Source organism: Herbivorax alkaliphila, assembly GCF_030848475.1.
GTDB lineage: Bacteria > Bacillota > Clostridia > Acetivibrionales > Acetivibrionaceae > Herbivorax.
Genome location: NZ_JAVDDS010000028.1, coordinates 12,060 through 29,643, shown reverse-complemented (window position 1 = coordinate 29,643; position 17,584 = coordinate 12,060). Strand labels below are relative to the sequence as shown.

At 31.8% G+C, this 17,584-nt stretch carries 12 protein-coding genes; 4 read left to right on the top strand and 8 right to left on the bottom strand.

All coding sequences use genetic code 11. The features are described from left to right. Positions 1-183 precede the first annotated feature (183 nt). Positions 184-1,047: an orotate phosphoribosyltransferase gene (locus RBH29_RS11255; protein WP_306696924.1), complete on the bottom strand. Its 864-nt coding sequence runs from the start codon at positions 1,045-1,047 to the stop codon at positions 184-186. 372 nt (positions 1,048-1,419) lie between these two features. Between RBH29_RS11255 and RBH29_RS11250 the strand changes: the two genes are divergently transcribed. Then, positions 1,420-1,722 carry a hypothetical protein gene (locus RBH29_RS11250; RefSeq protein WP_306696923.1) on the top strand — a complete coding sequence of 101 codons (303 nt, stop codon included), beginning with the start codon at positions 1,420-1,422 and terminating at the stop codon, positions 1,720-1,722. Positions 1,723-1,822: 100 nt separating this feature from the next. On the opposite strand, the gene RBH29_RS11245 is transcribed toward RBH29_RS11250, so the two are convergent. The 3 genes from RBH29_RS11245 to RBH29_RS11235 all read right to left on the bottom strand — a co-directional run bounded on the left by RBH29_RS11245 (position 1,823) and on the right by RBH29_RS11235 (position 8,903). Further along, complete coding sequence (locus tag RBH29_RS11245; RefSeq protein ID WP_306696922.1) at positions 1,823-3,223, bottom strand: S-layer homology domain-containing protein; 1,401 nt, start codon at positions 3,221-3,223, stop codon at positions 1,823-1,825. A 286-nt stretch (positions 3,224-3,509) separates the two neighbouring features. Further along, a complete protein-coding gene (locus RBH29_RS11240; protein ID WP_306696921.1) occupies positions 3,510-5,921 on the bottom strand; it encodes a CotH kinase family protein in 2,412 nt (803 codons plus the stop codon). Between the two features lie 699 nt (positions 5,922-6,620). Continuing rightward, on the bottom strand, positions 6,621-8,903 hold the full coding sequence (locus tag RBH29_RS11235; protein ID WP_306696920.1) for a CotH kinase family protein: 2,283 nt from the start codon (positions 8,901-8,903) through the stop codon (positions 6,621-6,623). A gap of 701 nt (positions 8,904-9,604) precedes the next feature. Here RBH29_RS11235 and RBH29_RS11230 point away from each other — a divergent pair. Next, entirely contained in the window at positions 9,605-11,797 is a 2,193-nt protein-coding gene (locus RBH29_RS11230) for a 4-alpha-glucanotransferase (RefSeq protein ID WP_306696919.1), read from the top strand. A 102-nt stretch (positions 11,798-11,899) separates the two neighbouring features. Here RBH29_RS11230 and RBH29_RS11225 read toward each other — a convergent pair whose 3' ends face one another. The 3 genes from RBH29_RS11225 to RBH29_RS11215 form a co-directional block, all read right to left on the bottom strand. Beyond that, entirely contained in the window at positions 11,900-12,775 is an 876-nt protein-coding gene (locus tag RBH29_RS11225; protein WP_306696918.1) for an alpha/beta hydrolase, read from the bottom strand. Positions 12,776-12,824: 49 nt separating this feature from the next. Beyond that, a complete protein-coding gene (locus tag RBH29_RS11220; RefSeq protein WP_306696917.1) occupies positions 12,825-14,510 on the bottom strand; it encodes a glycosyl hydrolase family 28-related protein in 1,686 nt (561 codons plus the stop codon). Positions 14,511-14,624: 114 nt separating this feature from the next. Continuing rightward, complete coding sequence (locus RBH29_RS11215) at positions 14,625-15,638, bottom strand: L,D-transpeptidase family protein (protein ID WP_306696916.1); 1,014 nt, start codon at positions 15,636-15,638, stop codon at positions 14,625-14,627. Positions 15,639-16,241: 603 nt separating this feature from the next. On the opposite strand from RBH29_RS11215, the gene RBH29_RS11210 reads away from it, so the two are divergent. Together RBH29_RS11210 and RBH29_RS11205 are read left to right on the top strand one after the other, a co-directional pair. Beyond that, positions 16,242-16,637 carry a dockerin type I domain-containing protein gene (locus RBH29_RS11210; RefSeq protein ID WP_306696915.1) on the top strand — a complete coding sequence of 132 codons (396 nt, stop codon included), beginning with the start codon at positions 16,242-16,244 and terminating at the stop codon, positions 16,635-16,637. Continuing rightward, a complete protein-coding gene (locus tag RBH29_RS11205; RefSeq protein WP_306696914.1) occupies positions 16,618-16,917 on the top strand; it encodes a hypothetical protein in 300 nt (99 codons plus the stop codon). Before RBH29_RS11210 ends, RBH29_RS11205 begins: the two co-directional genes overlap by 20 nt. Here RBH29_RS11205 and RBH29_RS11200 read toward each other — a convergent pair. Continuing rightward, positions 16,817-17,392 carry a hypothetical protein gene (locus RBH29_RS11200; RefSeq protein WP_306696913.1) on the bottom strand — a complete coding sequence of 192 codons (576 nt, stop codon included), beginning with the start codon at positions 17,390-17,392 and terminating at the stop codon, positions 16,817-16,819. The two genes, RBH29_RS11205 and RBH29_RS11200, sit on opposite strands and share 101 nt — an antisense overlap. Positions 17,393-17,584 lie beyond the last annotated feature (192 nt).

Here is a 17,584-nt window from a genome sequence, read left to right as displayed (position 1 = left end):
ACACACTTGCTTTTTCTTTCCAAAATTTTTCCTCCTTCTATCTCATATCAGATATTCTATATTTAGAAATTTTATCATATTTTAAGATTCCACCTCATAGAAGGTGGAATTCTTATTATAAGCTTTATGTAAAATAGAATTTCCACATAAAGCTCTATATATTTAACTAAATTGAAAGCAAGCTTACTTTAATCCATAAATATTTTTTTCTATACAAAGCTTTGCCCTTTCACTTTCTTTGGTTTCAGAAGAGAGTGCCTTTTCTAAAAAGTCAGGGTTTTTTATTAAAAAGTTTTTCATTGATTCTTTTGGGTTATCTAGATATTTTTCTAGCATTTTGAATTGCTCATCATTGATAATGCCCATTGACAAAACTTTTTTGAAAAAATCAATATCTATGTCTATCATTGATAAGGATTTAATTCCGTTGCGCTGTAAAAGTTCTTCGCCCCCCTGTTTTCTATCAACAACTACAACACTCCAGTTAATTTTTCCTCCCTTATCTTTAATAGCAGGTATCCAAGCTCTTTCATAGCTTGAGGCTTCAGTTATAAGATCTGCTATATGTAATACTTTTCCGTTGTTTAAACTTTCTAAGTTTTCAGTTTTTCCATCATATGATACAACAGTATCTAAATCCTTGTATATTGCTATGTGAGGCTTTTTAAGGATTTTTGATATAGGAAGAGAAAAAAACCAATCTCTTCTTTCTCCACCTGATATATAGTCAATATCATTTATATCTATATTATCTTTTATAAATAAGCATAACTTATCAATTAGACCACGGTAAACATCATCAGTTTTATAATTATTATATGTTTCACTTAAAAGTTTTTGAGGACATGACAATTTGTTGTCCTTTTCCTTATTTATATAGTTTAATAAATCAGTAGCTTTTTCTTCGCTACCATATAAAAAATGGGTGTTTATATAATAAGGTCCAATTGTTCCCGATGTATACCAAAAAGGCTTATCATGAGAACTAATTCTAATTGCAAATGTTTTAAATAGCCAGTTTAAAAGCTCATTATTATTTTCTTTCATTGTTACTCCTCCAATGTAAATATTTTTTTATTCTCCTATTATAATACTCAAGCTCTTATAGTACAAGTATAGAATGTCTTTTGAAAAATATAGTGTCAATGTATATCATAGTAAAGAAATTAATCCTTAGATTGCACCTAATACTACGATATGGTATAATATAATTATAGTGATGTAGCTAATCAGAGCCAATTAAAAATATAAATCTTATGTATATTATATATAATTGTGATGAAATGTAAACCTTATTTTTATTTTTTAAATCTTAAAAGTGCTATATAATGTAACAGTTTTATTTTCCATATGTTTGCATTATAAAAACTCATTAAGTTCTATATAAAATAATAGTTTTGTGTTTGGGAGGGAAATATTATGAATAAAAGCGATAGACTAATGACATGTAATAGGGACTGGACAGGAGTTACTATTCTAACAAAAAAGGGTAGGCATGTTTTTGTAAACCACTCACAGATAGAGGAGATTAGGTTGGGCTATTTTACTGTGTCAAAAATATTTTCTAAAAAAGTAACAGAAAAAATAGAAATTCGTGTTAAAGGAGTAAAATCTCCTGTAATAATTACAAAGCCTATGGATTGGGATCGTTTTGACCAATACAAAAGAGAGATTTCTAAATTTGCTTCAGATAACAAAATTCCACTTATTGACATCGAATAGGTATAGTATCATGCTTATGTAAATTCGTTTAACTAAAGCTAAACTTAGAGGCTTCATGGAGACTAAGCGCCACCTTTTATAAGGTGGAGTTTTAAGGTGCTTAATTTATATCTGATTTAAATTTTAAGTAGTTATCAATCATAGCAATCATTTCTTCTCTTGTTGAAGTATTATCTAAAAATAAATCTCCATTATAGCCACTTATTATTCCACAATCATATACCTTTATAATGTAATTTGAGGTGTTGGCATCTAAATTAGAAAAATTACTCATATCAAGAATTGTTGACACATGCTTTTCTTTATTAATGGTAAAATCATCACCTATTACATTAGAGAGGACAAGTATAGATTCTAAACGGCTTATTGTATCCTTTCTATCACTGTGCCATGAAAAATCAATAAATCCTTTATTTATTGCCTCTTCAATATATGTTTTGGACCAATATTTCTGATTTTCATCAGGAATAACTCCTTTTATTTTCATCAAAAGGCTTATGAATTCTTCTTTTGTGGCCTCGTTACGGGGCTTAAAAGAACCATCACCATAACCTTTAATATACCCTTTTTTAAAAAAGAAATTTATTTGTTCTTTAGACCATCTAAATCTTATATCATAAAAGCTTTCTTGCAAATCTATTGAGTTTTGAGTAAATCCATAGTCAAAAAGTTGTTTTATTTCTTCAAACATATTTGTTCTGTTTCCATTTCTCATAACTACACATATTAACTCTGCTCCTTCATCATTTCTAGCAGAAAATACACCTGTATTAAGGGCTGCTTTTGTATAACCTGTTTTAACGCCATTTACTGTGTAGAGAAGCTTATTATAGTTTATATCTCGTAAAAAGTGGTTTGTTGTCTTTATATGCCTTGCCCCTCTCCTATTAGTGGCAGGTACAACAAACTCACTTTTTGAAACTATATCTCTAAATGTTTGATTAGACATAGCGTAACGTGTTATAGTGGCTAAATCTCTAGCTGTTGTTTTGTTATCAGGATAACCATCTTCAACATCAAGACCAATAGGGTTGGAAAAGTTAGTGTTTTTTGCACCAATTCGTCGTGCTTTTTCATTCATTAAATTTTTAAAATCACTTATATTTCCTGCTATGTTTTCCGCAATAATGTTTGCAGCATCATTTGCAGATACAAGCATCAAAAGGTGTAAAAGATCATTTAAATATATCTCTTCTCCAGCCTGTATACTGGCATTAGAACCACCTAATCCTATTTCTCTTACTGACAAATGACTTGCAATATATGGTTTTGAAAAATCCCCAAGTTCGATTGCCAGTATTGCCGTCATAATTTTTGATACACTTGCAGGATGCAATTTTATATCAGAATTCTTTTCACAAATAACTGTATCAGAATTTGCATCGATAAGTATAAAAGCTGTAGAGTTTGGGGCGATATTATGATTTGCTGAATATGAAGAAAAAGAAGGTATTATAAAAGATATGCATAAAACAAGTATTAAGAATTTTGATTTTAACATGGCACTTTATCCTCCTGATATATATATTTATTCTATCGGCATTTCTTTTTTCAAATATTATAATATCAGGTTTTTAAGGGTGCATGTTATTTATGTGAATGAAAATATGGAAGAAACATTGTTCGTCACATTTAATATATACACCCGGTTTTTAAGGCAAGTTTTTAAATTAGACAAAGTGAACTCGTTTAGCTAAAGCTAAACCATCGAGACTTCAGGTGGAGTCTTAGAATAAAATAAAAGTGAGAGAGCAATTTGCTCCCTCACTTTTATTTTATCAGTAATGCTACCTAAGTGGAAGCTCTTGAATGGTATCAAGAAGATATCTTTGTAATATAACACAATCTGTAGAATCTATTACTCCATCTGAATTTAAATCAGCTACAGCAAGTTTATTATCTACAGGTATATCAGATATATCTAATATATATCTGCTTAATAAAACATAGTCTGTAGAGTCAATTATACCATCTCCATTTATATCTCCAACCAACACTGATGAATCATCATCTTCATCATCTATGCTTTTCTCAGTGAAAACAGGTGATATAGTCATATTATTTTGAGGATTAAATGTTATTGTTTCAGATTCCTGATTAACTCCACTTACTCCTTCCCATCTTTCAAACTCATAGCCTTCCTCTGGTACTGCTGTAACAGTTATAGGAACACCATCAAAGTAAACTCCGCTCCAGCTGCTTGAATCGTAAACTCCTGGAGTGCTTTCATTTATGTCAATTGAATTTACCCTTACAAAACCTCTTGATCTGTCAGTGCTAACATTTATAGTTGCCTCTCCATTAACATCGTTTCCAAAGTTGTGTTGTACATGTTGTCTCACATATGGCACACGATTGTCAGCAAAGTTTCTAAGTATATTTACTTCTTGATCCCAGTTTTGAATTCTATAATTCCATCTAGCGTTATGTTCATCTATTGCATAAGAAATATTTCCACTTAATTCATCAATAACATTATTAACTCTCTCAGGAGTGAATGCAGTATTTAAGTGGTCAGAAAGACGATTTATAAAATCAAATCTAAATTCTTGATTATGAAGCAAGTTATCAAATAAAGCAACTGAATCAGGCCATGTAGCTGATATACCACCAAATCCGCCATCAGAAGAAGTAGCGTGACTTATCATATCAGTATCTACATCTCCACCATATGAAAGATCAAAACCAAAATCAGTATCTTTTATAGCAAATCTCCATCTACCGTCTAATGCATAAGGTGCATCAGGTTCATAGGAACCACTTTCAGTGTTATATCTCCATATAACCTTGTTGTTTCCAGGCCAGTCTGTGTCTGATAAGTAAATCCGAGAAGTATAATGATCTAAAAATGTCTCTATGTCAATTCTTTCCTTTATTGTTTCATAGGGCTCAGATCTACTCATATCATTTGTTTCAACATAGCGTATAACGTTATTTACATAGTCATCTAAATCAGCCTGACTTCCTGAATCTATTTCAAACTCTTGAGTTACTTTTACATCAAGCATAGCAACTCTATCGTTGTCGATATCAGGAAAATGTGATTGAACATATCTGTGGCAAAAACGCTCTCTTATGTTAGCTATTCCCCAGAATTCCCCGTTAATAAACACTACAGACTGTCTTAGTGCCTGAAGGTCATGTGACATATGCATCATAAGAGTTTGCATCAGACCATCTCTTATCATTGTTTCCATCCAGTCATTACCTGAATTCCTAAGTATAAGTCTTTTGTGACGATCCATTTGTTCCCCAGTGCCTGTTTGTTCATATCCAGGGAAAAACTCATACTCAAACCAGTGCTGATCATCATAATCTCTTCTAGCGTATAAACGAAGAGTTTTTTGCTGAAAGTTTCTTGTAAAGCCTCCATGTACTCTTGCACCAGCATTTTGAGCCAAACCAAGTGTGCCATCTTCTTCGAAGAGCTCTACATGTACTGGTCTTTCCCATTCTCTACCTCTGTTTTCAGCATTATGTCCCCTAAATATACCTGTTTCCTCATGAAAAAAACTATCAGCATCAGTGGTTACAGAAATTACTGGAAGTCTATATCTGCTGCTCATATTTGGATCAACAAAATATGTATGTGTAATTATATCACTTTTTGTCCCATCTGATGCAACTGCAACTGCCCTTACAGGTGTACTTTTAAATACAAGTCCATCTGGTTCTCTCCATGGATCAGGATTAAAGTCCATAAAACCTCCGCCGCCGAAGTCACCTCCGCCGCCGAAGTCCCAATCGTCGTCGTTCATGGTACTTACATCGTTATCTGTGTTAAATGCACCAAAATCGCCGCCGAAGTCCCAGTCTCCGCCACCGAAGTCCCAGTCTCCTCCGCCGAAGTCGCCTCCGCCACCACCGTGACCTGGTGGTTGATATTCTATCATTGAAAATACATTTGGATCTTGTGATCTATCTGTTATTTGTATACCATTGCTATACTCATTAGTACTTGAAGAACCAGGTGATGGTTCAGAACCATCTGTTGTATAATAAATGGTATAGTTTAAGTTGTTTGGAGCAACCATAGATGCTATTTCTAAAGTAAAAGGACTTGAATAAAAGCCTCCTTCGTGAGAAAACACAGGATCCATAATTTCTGTCTGACCATAAACTTGCACATCAAACATATACCCCATCATAGAAAATAAAAGCATAGCAGAAATTACCAAACCCGAAACTATTTTTTTCATCATAAAACCTCCCATCAAAAATTTAAAAGTACTTTAAAAAATTATAATATTAAAAACTATTTACACCATAAATTTAATAAGTTGGTGCCAATTTTTTAATGGCTAAGAAAGTGAATTGCTTTCTGGCATCAAAAAAGTCTACTGAAAGGCTGTACTTTAAAGGATTACCCTAGCCTTATTTTTATATATTAAAACAATTTTCATACATATTACAAGAATTCAATACCTTAGTTTTATATCCCTCCTTTATTATAAAGTTTTATAAAAAAAGTCTTGTTTAACCATAAATCAACTCCTTTTGTAATACATATTACAAGATGGGATGACAATATAATCAAGGTCTATTAATATATTTAATATTGCCATAAAAACTTCCCCTATTTTATGTTTCGAAACAAATAAAATTTTATGGTCATATAATGAAATTTTTTTATTTAGAAATATTTATGTTAGTTTAAAATAGTAACTAGCATTTGCCAAATGAACTCTTTTGTCACTCTTCAGTATAGAAATGGGTTTATGTGCTAAAGGTGAAAACAATATCCATTGAATAAAATGCACCTTAAGAAGTATTATAATCTTAGGTTTTAAGTCAAAGTCTTTACATTTCAAACCTTTTTAATTTGCTCTAAGCCTTAAATTAGATAAAATAAAAGTGAGAGTGCAATTTGCTCTCTCACTTTTATTTTATCAGTAATACTACCTAAGTGGAAGCTCCTGAATAGTATCAAGAAGATATCTTTGTAATATAACACAATCTGTAGAATCTATTACTCCATCTGAATTTAAATCAGCTACAGCAAGTTTATTATCTACAGGTATATCAGATATATCTAATATATATCTGCTTAATAAAACATAGTCTGTAGAGTCAATTATACCATCTCCATTTATATCTCCAACCAACACTGATGAATCATCATCTTCATCATCATCTATGCTTTTCTCAGTAAAAACAGGTGATATAGTCATATTATTTTGAGGATTAAATGTTATTGTTTCAGATTCCTGATTAACTCCACTTACTCCTTCCCATCTTTCAAACTCATAGCCTTCCTCTGGTACTGCTGTAACAGTTATAGGAACACCATCAAAGTAAACTCCACTCCAGCTACTTGAATCGTAAACTCCTGGAGTGCTTTCATTTATGTCAATTGAATTTACCCTTACAAAACCTCTTGATCTGTCAGTGCTAACATTTATAGTTGCCTCTCCATTAACATCGTTTCCAAAGTTGTGTTGTACATGTTGTCTCACATGTGGCACACGATTGTCAGCAAAGTTTCTAAGTATACTTATTTCCTCATTCCAGTTTTGAATTATATGGTTCCATCTAGCATTATGTTCATCTATTGCATAAGAAATATTTCCACTTAATTCATCAATAACATTATTAGCTCTCTCAGGAGTGAAGGCAGTATTTAAGTGGTCAGAAAGACGATTTATAAAGTCAAATCTAAATTCTTGATTGTGAAGCAAGTTATCAAATAAAGCAGCTGAATCAGGCCATGTAGCTGATGAATGACCAAATCCTCCATCAGTAGAAGTAGCGTGACGTATCATATCAGTATCTACGTCTCCACCATATGAAAGATCAAAACCAAAATCAGTATCTTTTATAGCAAATCTCCATCTACCGTCTAATGCATAAGGTGCATCAGGTTCATAGGAACCACTTTCAGTATTATATCTCCATATAACTTTGTTGTTTCCATGCCAGTCTGTGTTTGATAAGTAAATCTGAGAAGTATAATGATCTAAAAATGTCTCTATATCAATTCTTTCCTTTATTGTTTCATAAGGCTCAGATCTACTCATATCATTTCTTTCAACATAGCGTATAACGTTATTTACGTAGTCATCTAAATCAGCCTGACTTCCTGAATCTATTTCAAACTCTTGAGTTGGTTTTACATCAAGCATAGCAACTCTATCGTTGTCGATATCAGGAAAATGTGATTGAACATATCTGTGGCAAAAACGCTCTCTTATGTTAGCTATTCCCCAGAATTCCCCATTAATAAACACTACAGACTGTCTTAGTCCCTGAAGGTCATGTGACATATGCATCATAAGAGTTTGCATCAGACCATCTCTTATCATTGACTCCTTCCAGTCATTCCCTGAATTCCTAAGTATAAGTCTTTTATGACGATCCATTTGTTCCCCAGTGCCTGTTTGTTCATATCCGGGGAAAAACTCGTACTCAAACCAGTGCTGATCATCATAATCTCTTCTAGCGTATAAACGAAGAGTTTTTTGCTGGAAGTTCCTTGTATGTCCGCCATGTACTCTTGCACCAGCATTTTGAGCCAAACCAAGTGTGCCATCTTCTTCGAAGAGCTCTACATGTACTGGTCTTTCCCATTCTATACCTCTGCTTTCAACATTATGTCCCATAAATATACCTGTTTCCTCATGAAAAAAACTATCAGCATCAGTGGTTACAGAAATTACTGGAAGTCTATATCTGCTGCTCATATTTGGATCAACAAAATATGTATGTGTAATTATATCACTTGTTGTTCCATCTGATGCAACTGCAACTGCCCTTACAGGTGTACTTTTAAATACAAGTCCATCTGGTTCTCTCCATGCATCAGGATTAAAACCTCCGCCACCGAAGCCCCAGTCTCCTCCGCCACCATCATAACCTGGTGGTTGATATTCTATCATTGAAAATACATTTGGATCTTGTGATCTATCTGTTATTTGTATACCATTGCTATACTCATTAGTACTTGAAGAACCTGGTGATGGTTCAGAACCATCTGTTGTATAATAAATGGTATAGTTTAAGTTGTTTGGAGCAACCATAGATGCTATTTCTAAAGTAAATGGACTTGAATAAAAGCCCCCCTCGTGAGAAAATACAGGATTCATAATTTCTGTCTGACCATAAACTTTCACATCAAACATATACCCCATCATAGAAAATAAAAGCATAGCAGAAATCACTAAACCTGAAACTATTTTTTTCATCATAAAACCTCCCAATAAAAGTTTAAAAAGTATTTAAAAAAATTATAATATTATGATTTTTTTGATTTAATTTGTCGGTGTGAACAATATTAAAATTTATTTATACCATATATAATAAGTAGTTGCTACTTTTTACATATAAAACAATTTTCATACATTATAAGACTTTAGTTCAACATTTTAGTTTTATACCCCTCCCTTTGTAAAGTTTTATATTTTATAAAAAGTCTTAATCAATCATAAATCAACTCCTTCTATAGTATGTACGTTTAGGTCTTAGGATATGGCAACAATATAATTAAGCTATATAAATATACTTAGTATTGCCATAAAAACTCCCAGTATCATAGCCTTCGAAAAAAATAAAAATTTTTAGTCATATAATAGAATGTTTTATCGAAAAGTATTAACTAACATTTACTAAATGAACTTCTTTTCAATCTTCAGTATAAGAATTTTTAAAAAGAACTTAGTTTTTATAAATTACCCTAGGCTATTTTAGGTGTATCGTGATATAATAATATACAAAGACCACTTATATAGCAAATTTATTTATGTTAAATTTGAATTTCTTAAAACAATCATATTAAATTTAAATTTCATTTTTTGAAATAATATAATGTTTAAGTACTAAAATTTCGATATATAATATTATTCATAGGGTATTAACAATATATAAATATATACGCAGGGGGTTTAAAATGGAAAAAGCATATAAGAAAAGATCAAAAGTTATAGTACCAGTGTTTGCAGCTAATTCATCTTCAAGTTTTACCCGATTAAACGATGTAATTAAGATTCTTTTGACAGTATTTCCTAAAGAGGTTTTTAAAGAAATTGATAAATCAGAGGTGGTTTTACAAAATAAAAATTTCGATTCACACCTTCGAATGGTCTCTTTGAAAACTGCGTTAAATTTTTTAACAAAAAGGGATTATGCAGGCAATCTTGAGGACTTGGCATATATTTTACATTTTTTAAAAGATATTGGCGTAACGGATGTTGCAGAACTTCCATTTACTCAAAAACATCAGAGTACCGCAAGCCCTTTTTCTTCATCGTCATTTGGATTAGAGCTTGATTATCTGGTTTTAGAACTAGTTCCTGAAGTTCAAGAGGATGATGAACTTTTGTCTATGATTCCTAAAAGACCTGTTTCTTATGAAAAGGATTTGAGCTGTGACTTTGAAATACATCGCGAAGCACGAAAAGCAATTCTTTCTAGAGCATCTAGAAAATTTATGAATAAAATCCTTTCTGATTCTCAATCTGAAAGGATTAAAGCCTATAAAAAATATGTTAGTAAGTACGACGAAAAATTAGAAAGAAATGCTATTTTCACGATTGTTCAATCTAAAGTTTTAAATACTTATATGGATTCCGAACCTGATTTCAGGACATGGCCTAAAAAATACCAAAGCCCACATAGTGAAGATGTTAAAAGATTGGCATTACTTTATGCTGAAGAAATCGATGCTTACAAATACAGTCAATTCTGTATACATGAACAGCAGCTATTGATAAAAAAATTGTACAATGAGCTTGGACTAAAACGAGAAGTTAATATTGCTTTTGGAATTGACCCATCTGCTAGTGGAGATGTTTGGGCACTTCAAGGAAAAGCTTTTAATATTGAATATGAACTTGGAACAGACAATGGTCAGAATTGGCGTATTCCACCTTATAATACAAAAAGTAAAGCTTATTATGAGTTGATGAATGAGCGAATTAAGTACCTTTCTCAATATATTGATATTTTATTTTTAGATCATATGTGTGGTTATGCAACCCAGTATATTATGAAAAAAGGTGTTGCTGATGATCCTGGAAGATATGAAATTGATCCTTCCAACAGAGCAAAAAAAATTAAAAATGTCAAAAAAATTATTGAAATTGCTCTAAAACATGGACTTGAAGTAGGAGGAGAAACTCTTGGAGATGCACCACGCCAAAGTGCTGTTGAGGAAGCTATAAGAAAAATGAAAAAATCAGGGCATCCAATTCCAGAAATGTATGTAGCTCCCCATAAAAGTATAGGTGGTCAGTATGATAATCACCAAAAGCTGCCTCAAAATACAGAGTTGTTTTTATCTACCCATGACCTTCCCACTATTATTCAAATACTTTGTGGAAAGAGAGGCGATATTGATTTAAATGATTTTAGATATCCAGAGCACAAGATAGCCAATTTTTTAAGTCAGCAGTTTGGAATTCTCACAACACCGAACCAAACCCCACTAAATCCTGAGGACATTACTTCTCAAATGGGCATTGCCATGATGGAAATTTTCATGACATCTTCTGCTCAAACTGTAACTATTCCAATTCAGGATATTTTTGCTCTATTATTTCCACAAGAGGTAGGAATAAAAGAGTATTTTAATATTAATATTGCTGGTACTTCATGTGGGATTGAAAATGAAAATAAAAACTTTAGTAGAATTTTACCTCCTGTTCAAAAATTTGAACCATTTAAAGAACAGCTCCGAAATATTTTTAACAGAGAGCAGCAACCATTTGATTATCCGGAAAGATTAGTTGAACATGGTATGTTTTTCACATGGATTGCATATATAACACCTGGGAGAAAACTCATATATCAAAATCCTAAAAACAAACAATGGCAATTGTTTAAACATAGGGAAAATGGTGTTCCCGTTTTAGAAATGGTTATTTCAAACCTTACTGATAAAAAACAAATTGGTACTGTTGAGTTACCAAAAGAGTTTAGGAAAGTGATAAAATCAAAAAAGAGGTATAAACTTTTAGATATTGCACATTCAGGCCTTGGTGAAAAATCTTATTATAGAATCGGGAAAGAAATGTTAGAACATATTTATATTGAGCTTTTAAAAGAAACAGACCATCATTTTATAGTATATGAATTGTCCTAGTGTACAGTGAGTTGATTTTGCTAGGTCTAAAAATATAATCTTCAGATGGAGTTTCTATTTCATCATCTGAAGATTATGTAGCAGTTTTACTTTTGCTGATAGCTACTCAATAGTTATACTTCGCAAAAACTCTCCTATAAATTTCCAATACTCTTCTCTTCCACTAACTGAATTATGACCCTCACCGTCTATTTCCTTTATATTTACAGTTCCTCCCCACTTTTTTGCAAGCTTTCTTGAATGGCGAGGTGGTATTATCTGATCCTCTGATGCAATAATAATACCTAGAGGTTCTGCTATTTTAGGTGCTCGTTCTATTGAATTAAACTTATGCCTTGCAATCAGGCTTATTGGAAACATGGGAAATTGTTCCTTACCAACACTAACTAAACTATCAAATGGTGAAATAAGTATAACCCCATTTACATCTCTTTTATCAGCCAAATATGTAGCAACACCTGTTCCAATACTTCTTCCAATCACTACTATTTTTGAGTATTTAACATTTTGTCTGTTTAAAAAGTAATCATATATTTCAAGTGCATCACTATAGAAATTTTTTTCACTAGGTTTACCTTCACTTAATCCATAGCCTCTATAGTTCATAAGAGCCACTGACCAATCTTCATATCTTTGAACCTTATCAGTCATATAAGAGATTTCTTCTGCATTACCTCCAAAATATATAAGCAGCTTAGGCTTTTCAATGTCTATATTATTTACAAACCATCCATGAAGATTTGTACCATCTTTAGCCTTATAATTTATTTCTTCAACATTTTCGTTTATTCTATTTGTATAGTTTATTGTTTCTTCTGTTATGCCCTGGGGCATAAATATTAATTTATCCTGAAATATATAAAGTGCAATACAACCTATAATTAGACCAATTAGTACGCTTGTCGATATTCTTAGAATAGACATTGATAATTTTCTGATTTTTTTGTTTTTATTGATAACAGTATTTTCGCTCTTCATTTTTCACCTCTAAAGCTATGGTAAAAACTTTATTATAAATATCTATTATTCACAGTTCATCAACTATATCTAAAACGTACCTGCTTAACAAAACATAATCGTTGGTATCTATTACTCCATCTCTATTTACATCTGCTGCATTTATACCATCAGGATTAGGGAATTCGCTGATGATTTCTAACAAGTATCTTCCTAACAGCACACAATCAGTAGAATCAACTAAATTATCACCATTTAAATCTCCGTATAATATATCCTGATTTAAATATCTTTCTTTTGCAGGGTTTGTTCCATTTAACATATCTCCACCTAATGAAGGCCAATCCATGGATTTATAAAAAGAAGGTTTTGTTTCATGATAATATGACTTGGGTATGGTCTGTTCATCAATATTTTCATCCCACACAATCGAGCCGTTAATATAATTTCCATGTCTTAAAAGTGTAGATGGGTCTATGGTATGTGGAAAACGCCTGTCAGTGTCCCACAATATATCATCATTTAGAAGTTCATTTCCAATAAAGTTTTGATAATTTGAAGAGTCCTCTACCCTAATGGTTTCGGTCTCTACTCTGTTTCGCAAAAATGTATTTCCAGGTCCTGAAGGTCCCCAGAAATCTGACACAGTTATCTTCTGAACTATATTACCTTCAAAGAGATTTGCATAGGGGTAATGTCCATGAAGTGAAATATCTGCTGGTATCCAATTCCCTCCCCCGCTTTGATAAGGCTCAATTGAATAGTTATATCCAAATACATTTCCGTTTGCCCCAAGCTGAACCATCATAGAATGTCTTAAATGCTTAAAAATGTTGTTTTCTATAAGACAATTTGTTGTATGAAAACCAAGTTGAACTCCATAACCATATCCTCCCGATCCCCAATAAGTTGCATCGTCAAAAAAACTATCCCTAATTTCAATGCGATATCCTGTATTTACATAAACATGACATTTTCTTGCCAGCATACTATGAACATTCCTTATCCAGCAATTAGCGGCATTTTTAAAGTAAAATATGCTTGTACTGCTTCTATCAACACGTTCCACCGAAAAGTCCTCAAATCCAACATATTCTGCAAACCCTTGGGTTCTTATTACTGGGTTTAAATGTTTACTATAATTGTGTCTTAATGGTTCATCTATTATTACTGTATTTTCTTCAACCGAAACCACCTTTGCAATCTGTCCAACTGCTTCACTTGCCCATCCTGTATTCCAGTCGGTTAGAGTGTACATAACATCTGAATTGTTATCTTCCTGTATTTCTACATATTGTCCTTTCTCAAAAAGCTCTGGGTTTTCAACCTCTAAATGGTTAGAGCCCTTTGTATGTCCTTTGGTAATGTTTGTCCACGTTCCTCTTCTGTAAGTTATTATTTCAAAAGCATTTTGGCTGTGGTCAATTAAAAGCTGAGTTCTGTTTGGTCCTTCACCTCGAAGAACAACAGGTTTGCTAAAAGAAAGTTTTGACTTTATAAGATATTTTCCTTCTGGAATAAAAATTGCTCCTCCATCAGACACTGATGAAATAGCAGCATTAAAAGCCTCATAATCATCTGTAATACCGTCACCCTTAGCTCCAAAGTCCAATACGTTTACTGTATTTGGTATATCAGGTATACCACCTTCTATTCCAGCATTCCATATATATTGATCTACTTCATTCATGCCCACCACCAAGTTTGTTCCAGTTAGTAAAAAACTAATTAATAGAATAAATAAACACTTCTTCATATTTAATACCTCCTTCAATACTTCTTAATAATATTATATTATATATAGACTCAAGTTACAATCAAGACTAGACGAGAAAGTGTATATAGTGCATGTGAAGAACAATAGGATTTTTTAATTTATATATACAGTGGTTCCTTGTGGCACATAGCTGTAAAACCATTCACTATCTTCTAAAGAGAGCCTAATGCACCCTGCTGATGCTCTCTTTCCCAGTGTGTCATCAATGATGTTTTGATTCATGTCCATTGTTATAGAATGAAAGAGGTACTCCCCATGGAATCTTACCCAGTGTTTTGCTCCACCACCAAGGCGATGAGAGTAAAACCATGTACCTCTTTCTTGTATTTTGTATAATCCCCTTACAGTAGGTGATTCATTTTTTCCTGTTGAGCAAAGCATAGTTTTTTTTAGGTTCCAATTTCCTTCAGAACCTAGAAAAACATGAGTTAACTGTCTTTCTATATCTACCCATACAAGGTAGTAACTATTACTTGAAAACTCACTATGGTTTACAAAAAACTCTATTTCCTCTTTCGTCATTTCATGAGTATTTATTTCTGAATCTTTTGGTATATCTAAGAAATTACCCCTTACCCATCCTGTTTTATCTTCTGATTTAACTTTATACCATTCTGTACTAAAATCTTTTAAGATTTCTACCACTTTTCCTTTTGGAAATGTTCCAAGCAATATATTTCCACGATATTGGTAATAGTTAGCGTCTTCAATAACTTCTGCATTTACTTTAGACGTATTAACTAAAGATAATATTCTTTCTTCTTCATTATATGTATTAGTTATTAGTTCATCTTGTATGGTGTCTATTTGTTCTTCATATATACTTGATACATATAAATTATAATTTTTGTTTGCATTTGCAGCTTCTAATATTTTATCTGTAGAAATAATCATACTTATGTGATTTTTACCCAATCCCTTGACGAGTCCATAATTGTATAAAATTTTAGTAAATTCCCATGAAGACACTTTAACTTCATCAATGGATTTAAATATATCCATATAATTGGTATCAGATTTCTTTAGCCCGTGTGCCTCAACATTTAAAACAAACAATTGAGATATAATTAAAAAACATATAAAACTATTTTTCAATACTGTCTTCACAACAAGTCCCCCACTATAATTATTTTACATATAATTCTATACTATTTTTTATTTTTTTACAATCAATTTATATATAATTTTATATTTTTTATTTATTGTCAATTGTTTTACATCTGCCCTTTTCTCTTTTTTTAGATTTTAAAGATAATTGTTTTCTTTTAATTCTATAATTGCATTCTTTACAGCAAATTTTATAATAAAATATAATATTATAGCTGGGATAGCAAGATATATTGGAATTAATAATAAAGAAAGAAGATTAAGCATTTTTATCACTCCTTTTAAAGTTAATATTTAAGCTACATTTTATCATAATTTTTAATTTTTGTGTTAATTTAAATAATTATATTTTCATGTGCCATAACAGCAAAGCTACTTACCCATAAACCTGTTGTCGATTCTATGGAACAGTAGCAAAAAAATGCCAACAGAGCTTGTTTTAATCCTGGTAGTTTTAAAAGTTCTTTTTTTTGAAAATTTATATTGATATTATGATAAAAGTATACAATAAAATCAAGTGATTTCAAAGATATTGATTTTATTACATTGTTTAATTAAAAAAAGTGGTATAATTTAATATAGATTAATATTTTTGTTGGGGGAGTGAAATATATTCTAAAAAAAATGTGTGTAATGCTGTTAACTGTGTCAATGATTTTGTCAAATATGTCTGTTTTGGGCTTTGGAATGTCTGGACAATCTCAATCACTAGAGAATATTTACCAAAGAAAGATTACAATTGGGGACTTGAATTTTGATGGTACAATCAATTCATCTGACTATGCAATGTTATGTAGAATTGTACTAAATGACGAAACAATTAAGAAATCAGATGCTAAACGATTTATAGCTACAGATATAAATGGAGATGATTATTTTGATTCATTAGATATTACTTTGATGCGTCGTTATATACTTGGTATAATTGATGATTTTCCTGTTGATAATGTTAAATATCTGCTGGGAGATTTAACAGGCAATGGAAATCTATACAGATGAAGATATAAAAATTCTTAAAGATATCATAGAAGAAGGAACAGAGGACATTCCTAAACTGCTTAGACTTGTTGCTGATATCAATGAAGATGGAGTAATTGATGAAGATGATTTAATTTTACTTAAGGAAATTGTTAGCATAGATCTTATAATCGAAAAGGAAAATTGGTACACAGAGGGAGTTAGAGGTGAAGACCTTGAAATTGAAAGTGTGGCAAAACTTTTCCTTTGGCATCTGTTCGTATTGCAAAGGCATAAATATAGTTTTTACCCTCAGACTTAACAGAAAAGCTAAAACCTCGTATGGATTTACCTTTTTCATAGTCTTCTGAATGTGAACTTAACATAGCGGCAGGATTACTAATTATTTTTAACATCCCTTTCTTTTCAACCAAGCTTATGTTGATTGCACCCATAGTGTCTTTTGCATATTTGTCTGCACCTGTTTTTCTAAGGAGTCGATCGTACACAACAAGTTCATCTTTTTCAGGCATAAAGTCAAATACTAATTCTATAGAATCACCTAAATCCACGTACGGTAATTCTTCAATATTTTTGTTTTTGACCAGTTCCACAAAATTCGTAAGGTTAGCAGCACTTGCAGATTCTTCGGATTGTGCACCAATAACTGAAATTGGCTGTCCGTTTATTGAAACGTCCACTTTTGGAGGTTCCGAATTAGCTTGGTTACTCATTGTACATCCAGAAATAGTAAGTACCCCACAAAATAACAAACATAAGAACACTCTTCTCTTCATGGTGAATCCTCCCAGTATAATTTTATCTAATAATTTCATAACACTAAAATATAGGTGTTATTATTCGCACCAATACATGTCAAAATTTTACCATTTTTTATAATATATTTTATCAAACTTTTCCTGTACTTGCAAGAAAAACGACATCTGTGTAAAACTTTCTTTATTTTACTGCAAAACCGATAATTCAAA

Bases quoted from the DNA above. Each gene is read 5' to 3' on its own strand.
- RBH29_RS11255 (WP_306696924.1), bottom strand. From the start codon at position 1,047: ATGAAAGAAAATAATAATGAGCTTTTAAACTGGCTATTTAAAACATTT.
- RBH29_RS11250 (WP_306696923.1), top strand. From the start codon at position 1,420: ATGAATAAAAGCGATAGACTAATGACATGTAATAGGGACTGGACAGGA.
- RBH29_RS11245 (WP_306696922.1), bottom strand. From the start codon at position 3,223: ATGTTAAAATCAAAATTCTTAATACTTGTTTTATGCATATCTTTTATA.
- RBH29_RS11240 (WP_306696921.1), bottom strand. From the start codon at position 5,921: ATGAAAAAAATAGTTTCGGGTTTGGTAATTTCTGCTATGCTTTTATTT.
- RBH29_RS11235 (WP_306696920.1), bottom strand. From the start codon at position 8,903: ATGAAAAAAATAGTTTCAGGTTTAGTGATTTCTGCTATGCTTTTATTT.
- RBH29_RS11230 (WP_306696919.1), top strand. From the start codon at position 9,605: ATGGAAAAAGCATATAAGAAAAGATCAAAAGTTATAGTACCAGTGTTT.
- RBH29_RS11225 (WP_306696918.1), bottom strand. From the start codon at position 12,775: ATGAAGAGCGAAAATACTGTTATCAATAAAAACAAAAAAATCAGAAAA.
- RBH29_RS11220 (WP_306696917.1), bottom strand. From the start codon at position 14,510: ATGAAGAAGTGTTTATTTATTCTATTAATTAGTTTTTTACTAACTGGA.
- RBH29_RS11205 (WP_306696914.1), top strand. From the start codon at position 16,618: ATGGAAATCTATACAGATGAAGATATAAAAATTCTTAAAGATATCATA.
- RBH29_RS11200 (WP_306696913.1), bottom strand. From the start codon at position 17,392: ATGAAGAGAAGAGTGTTCTTATGTTTGTTATTTTGTGGGGTACTTACT.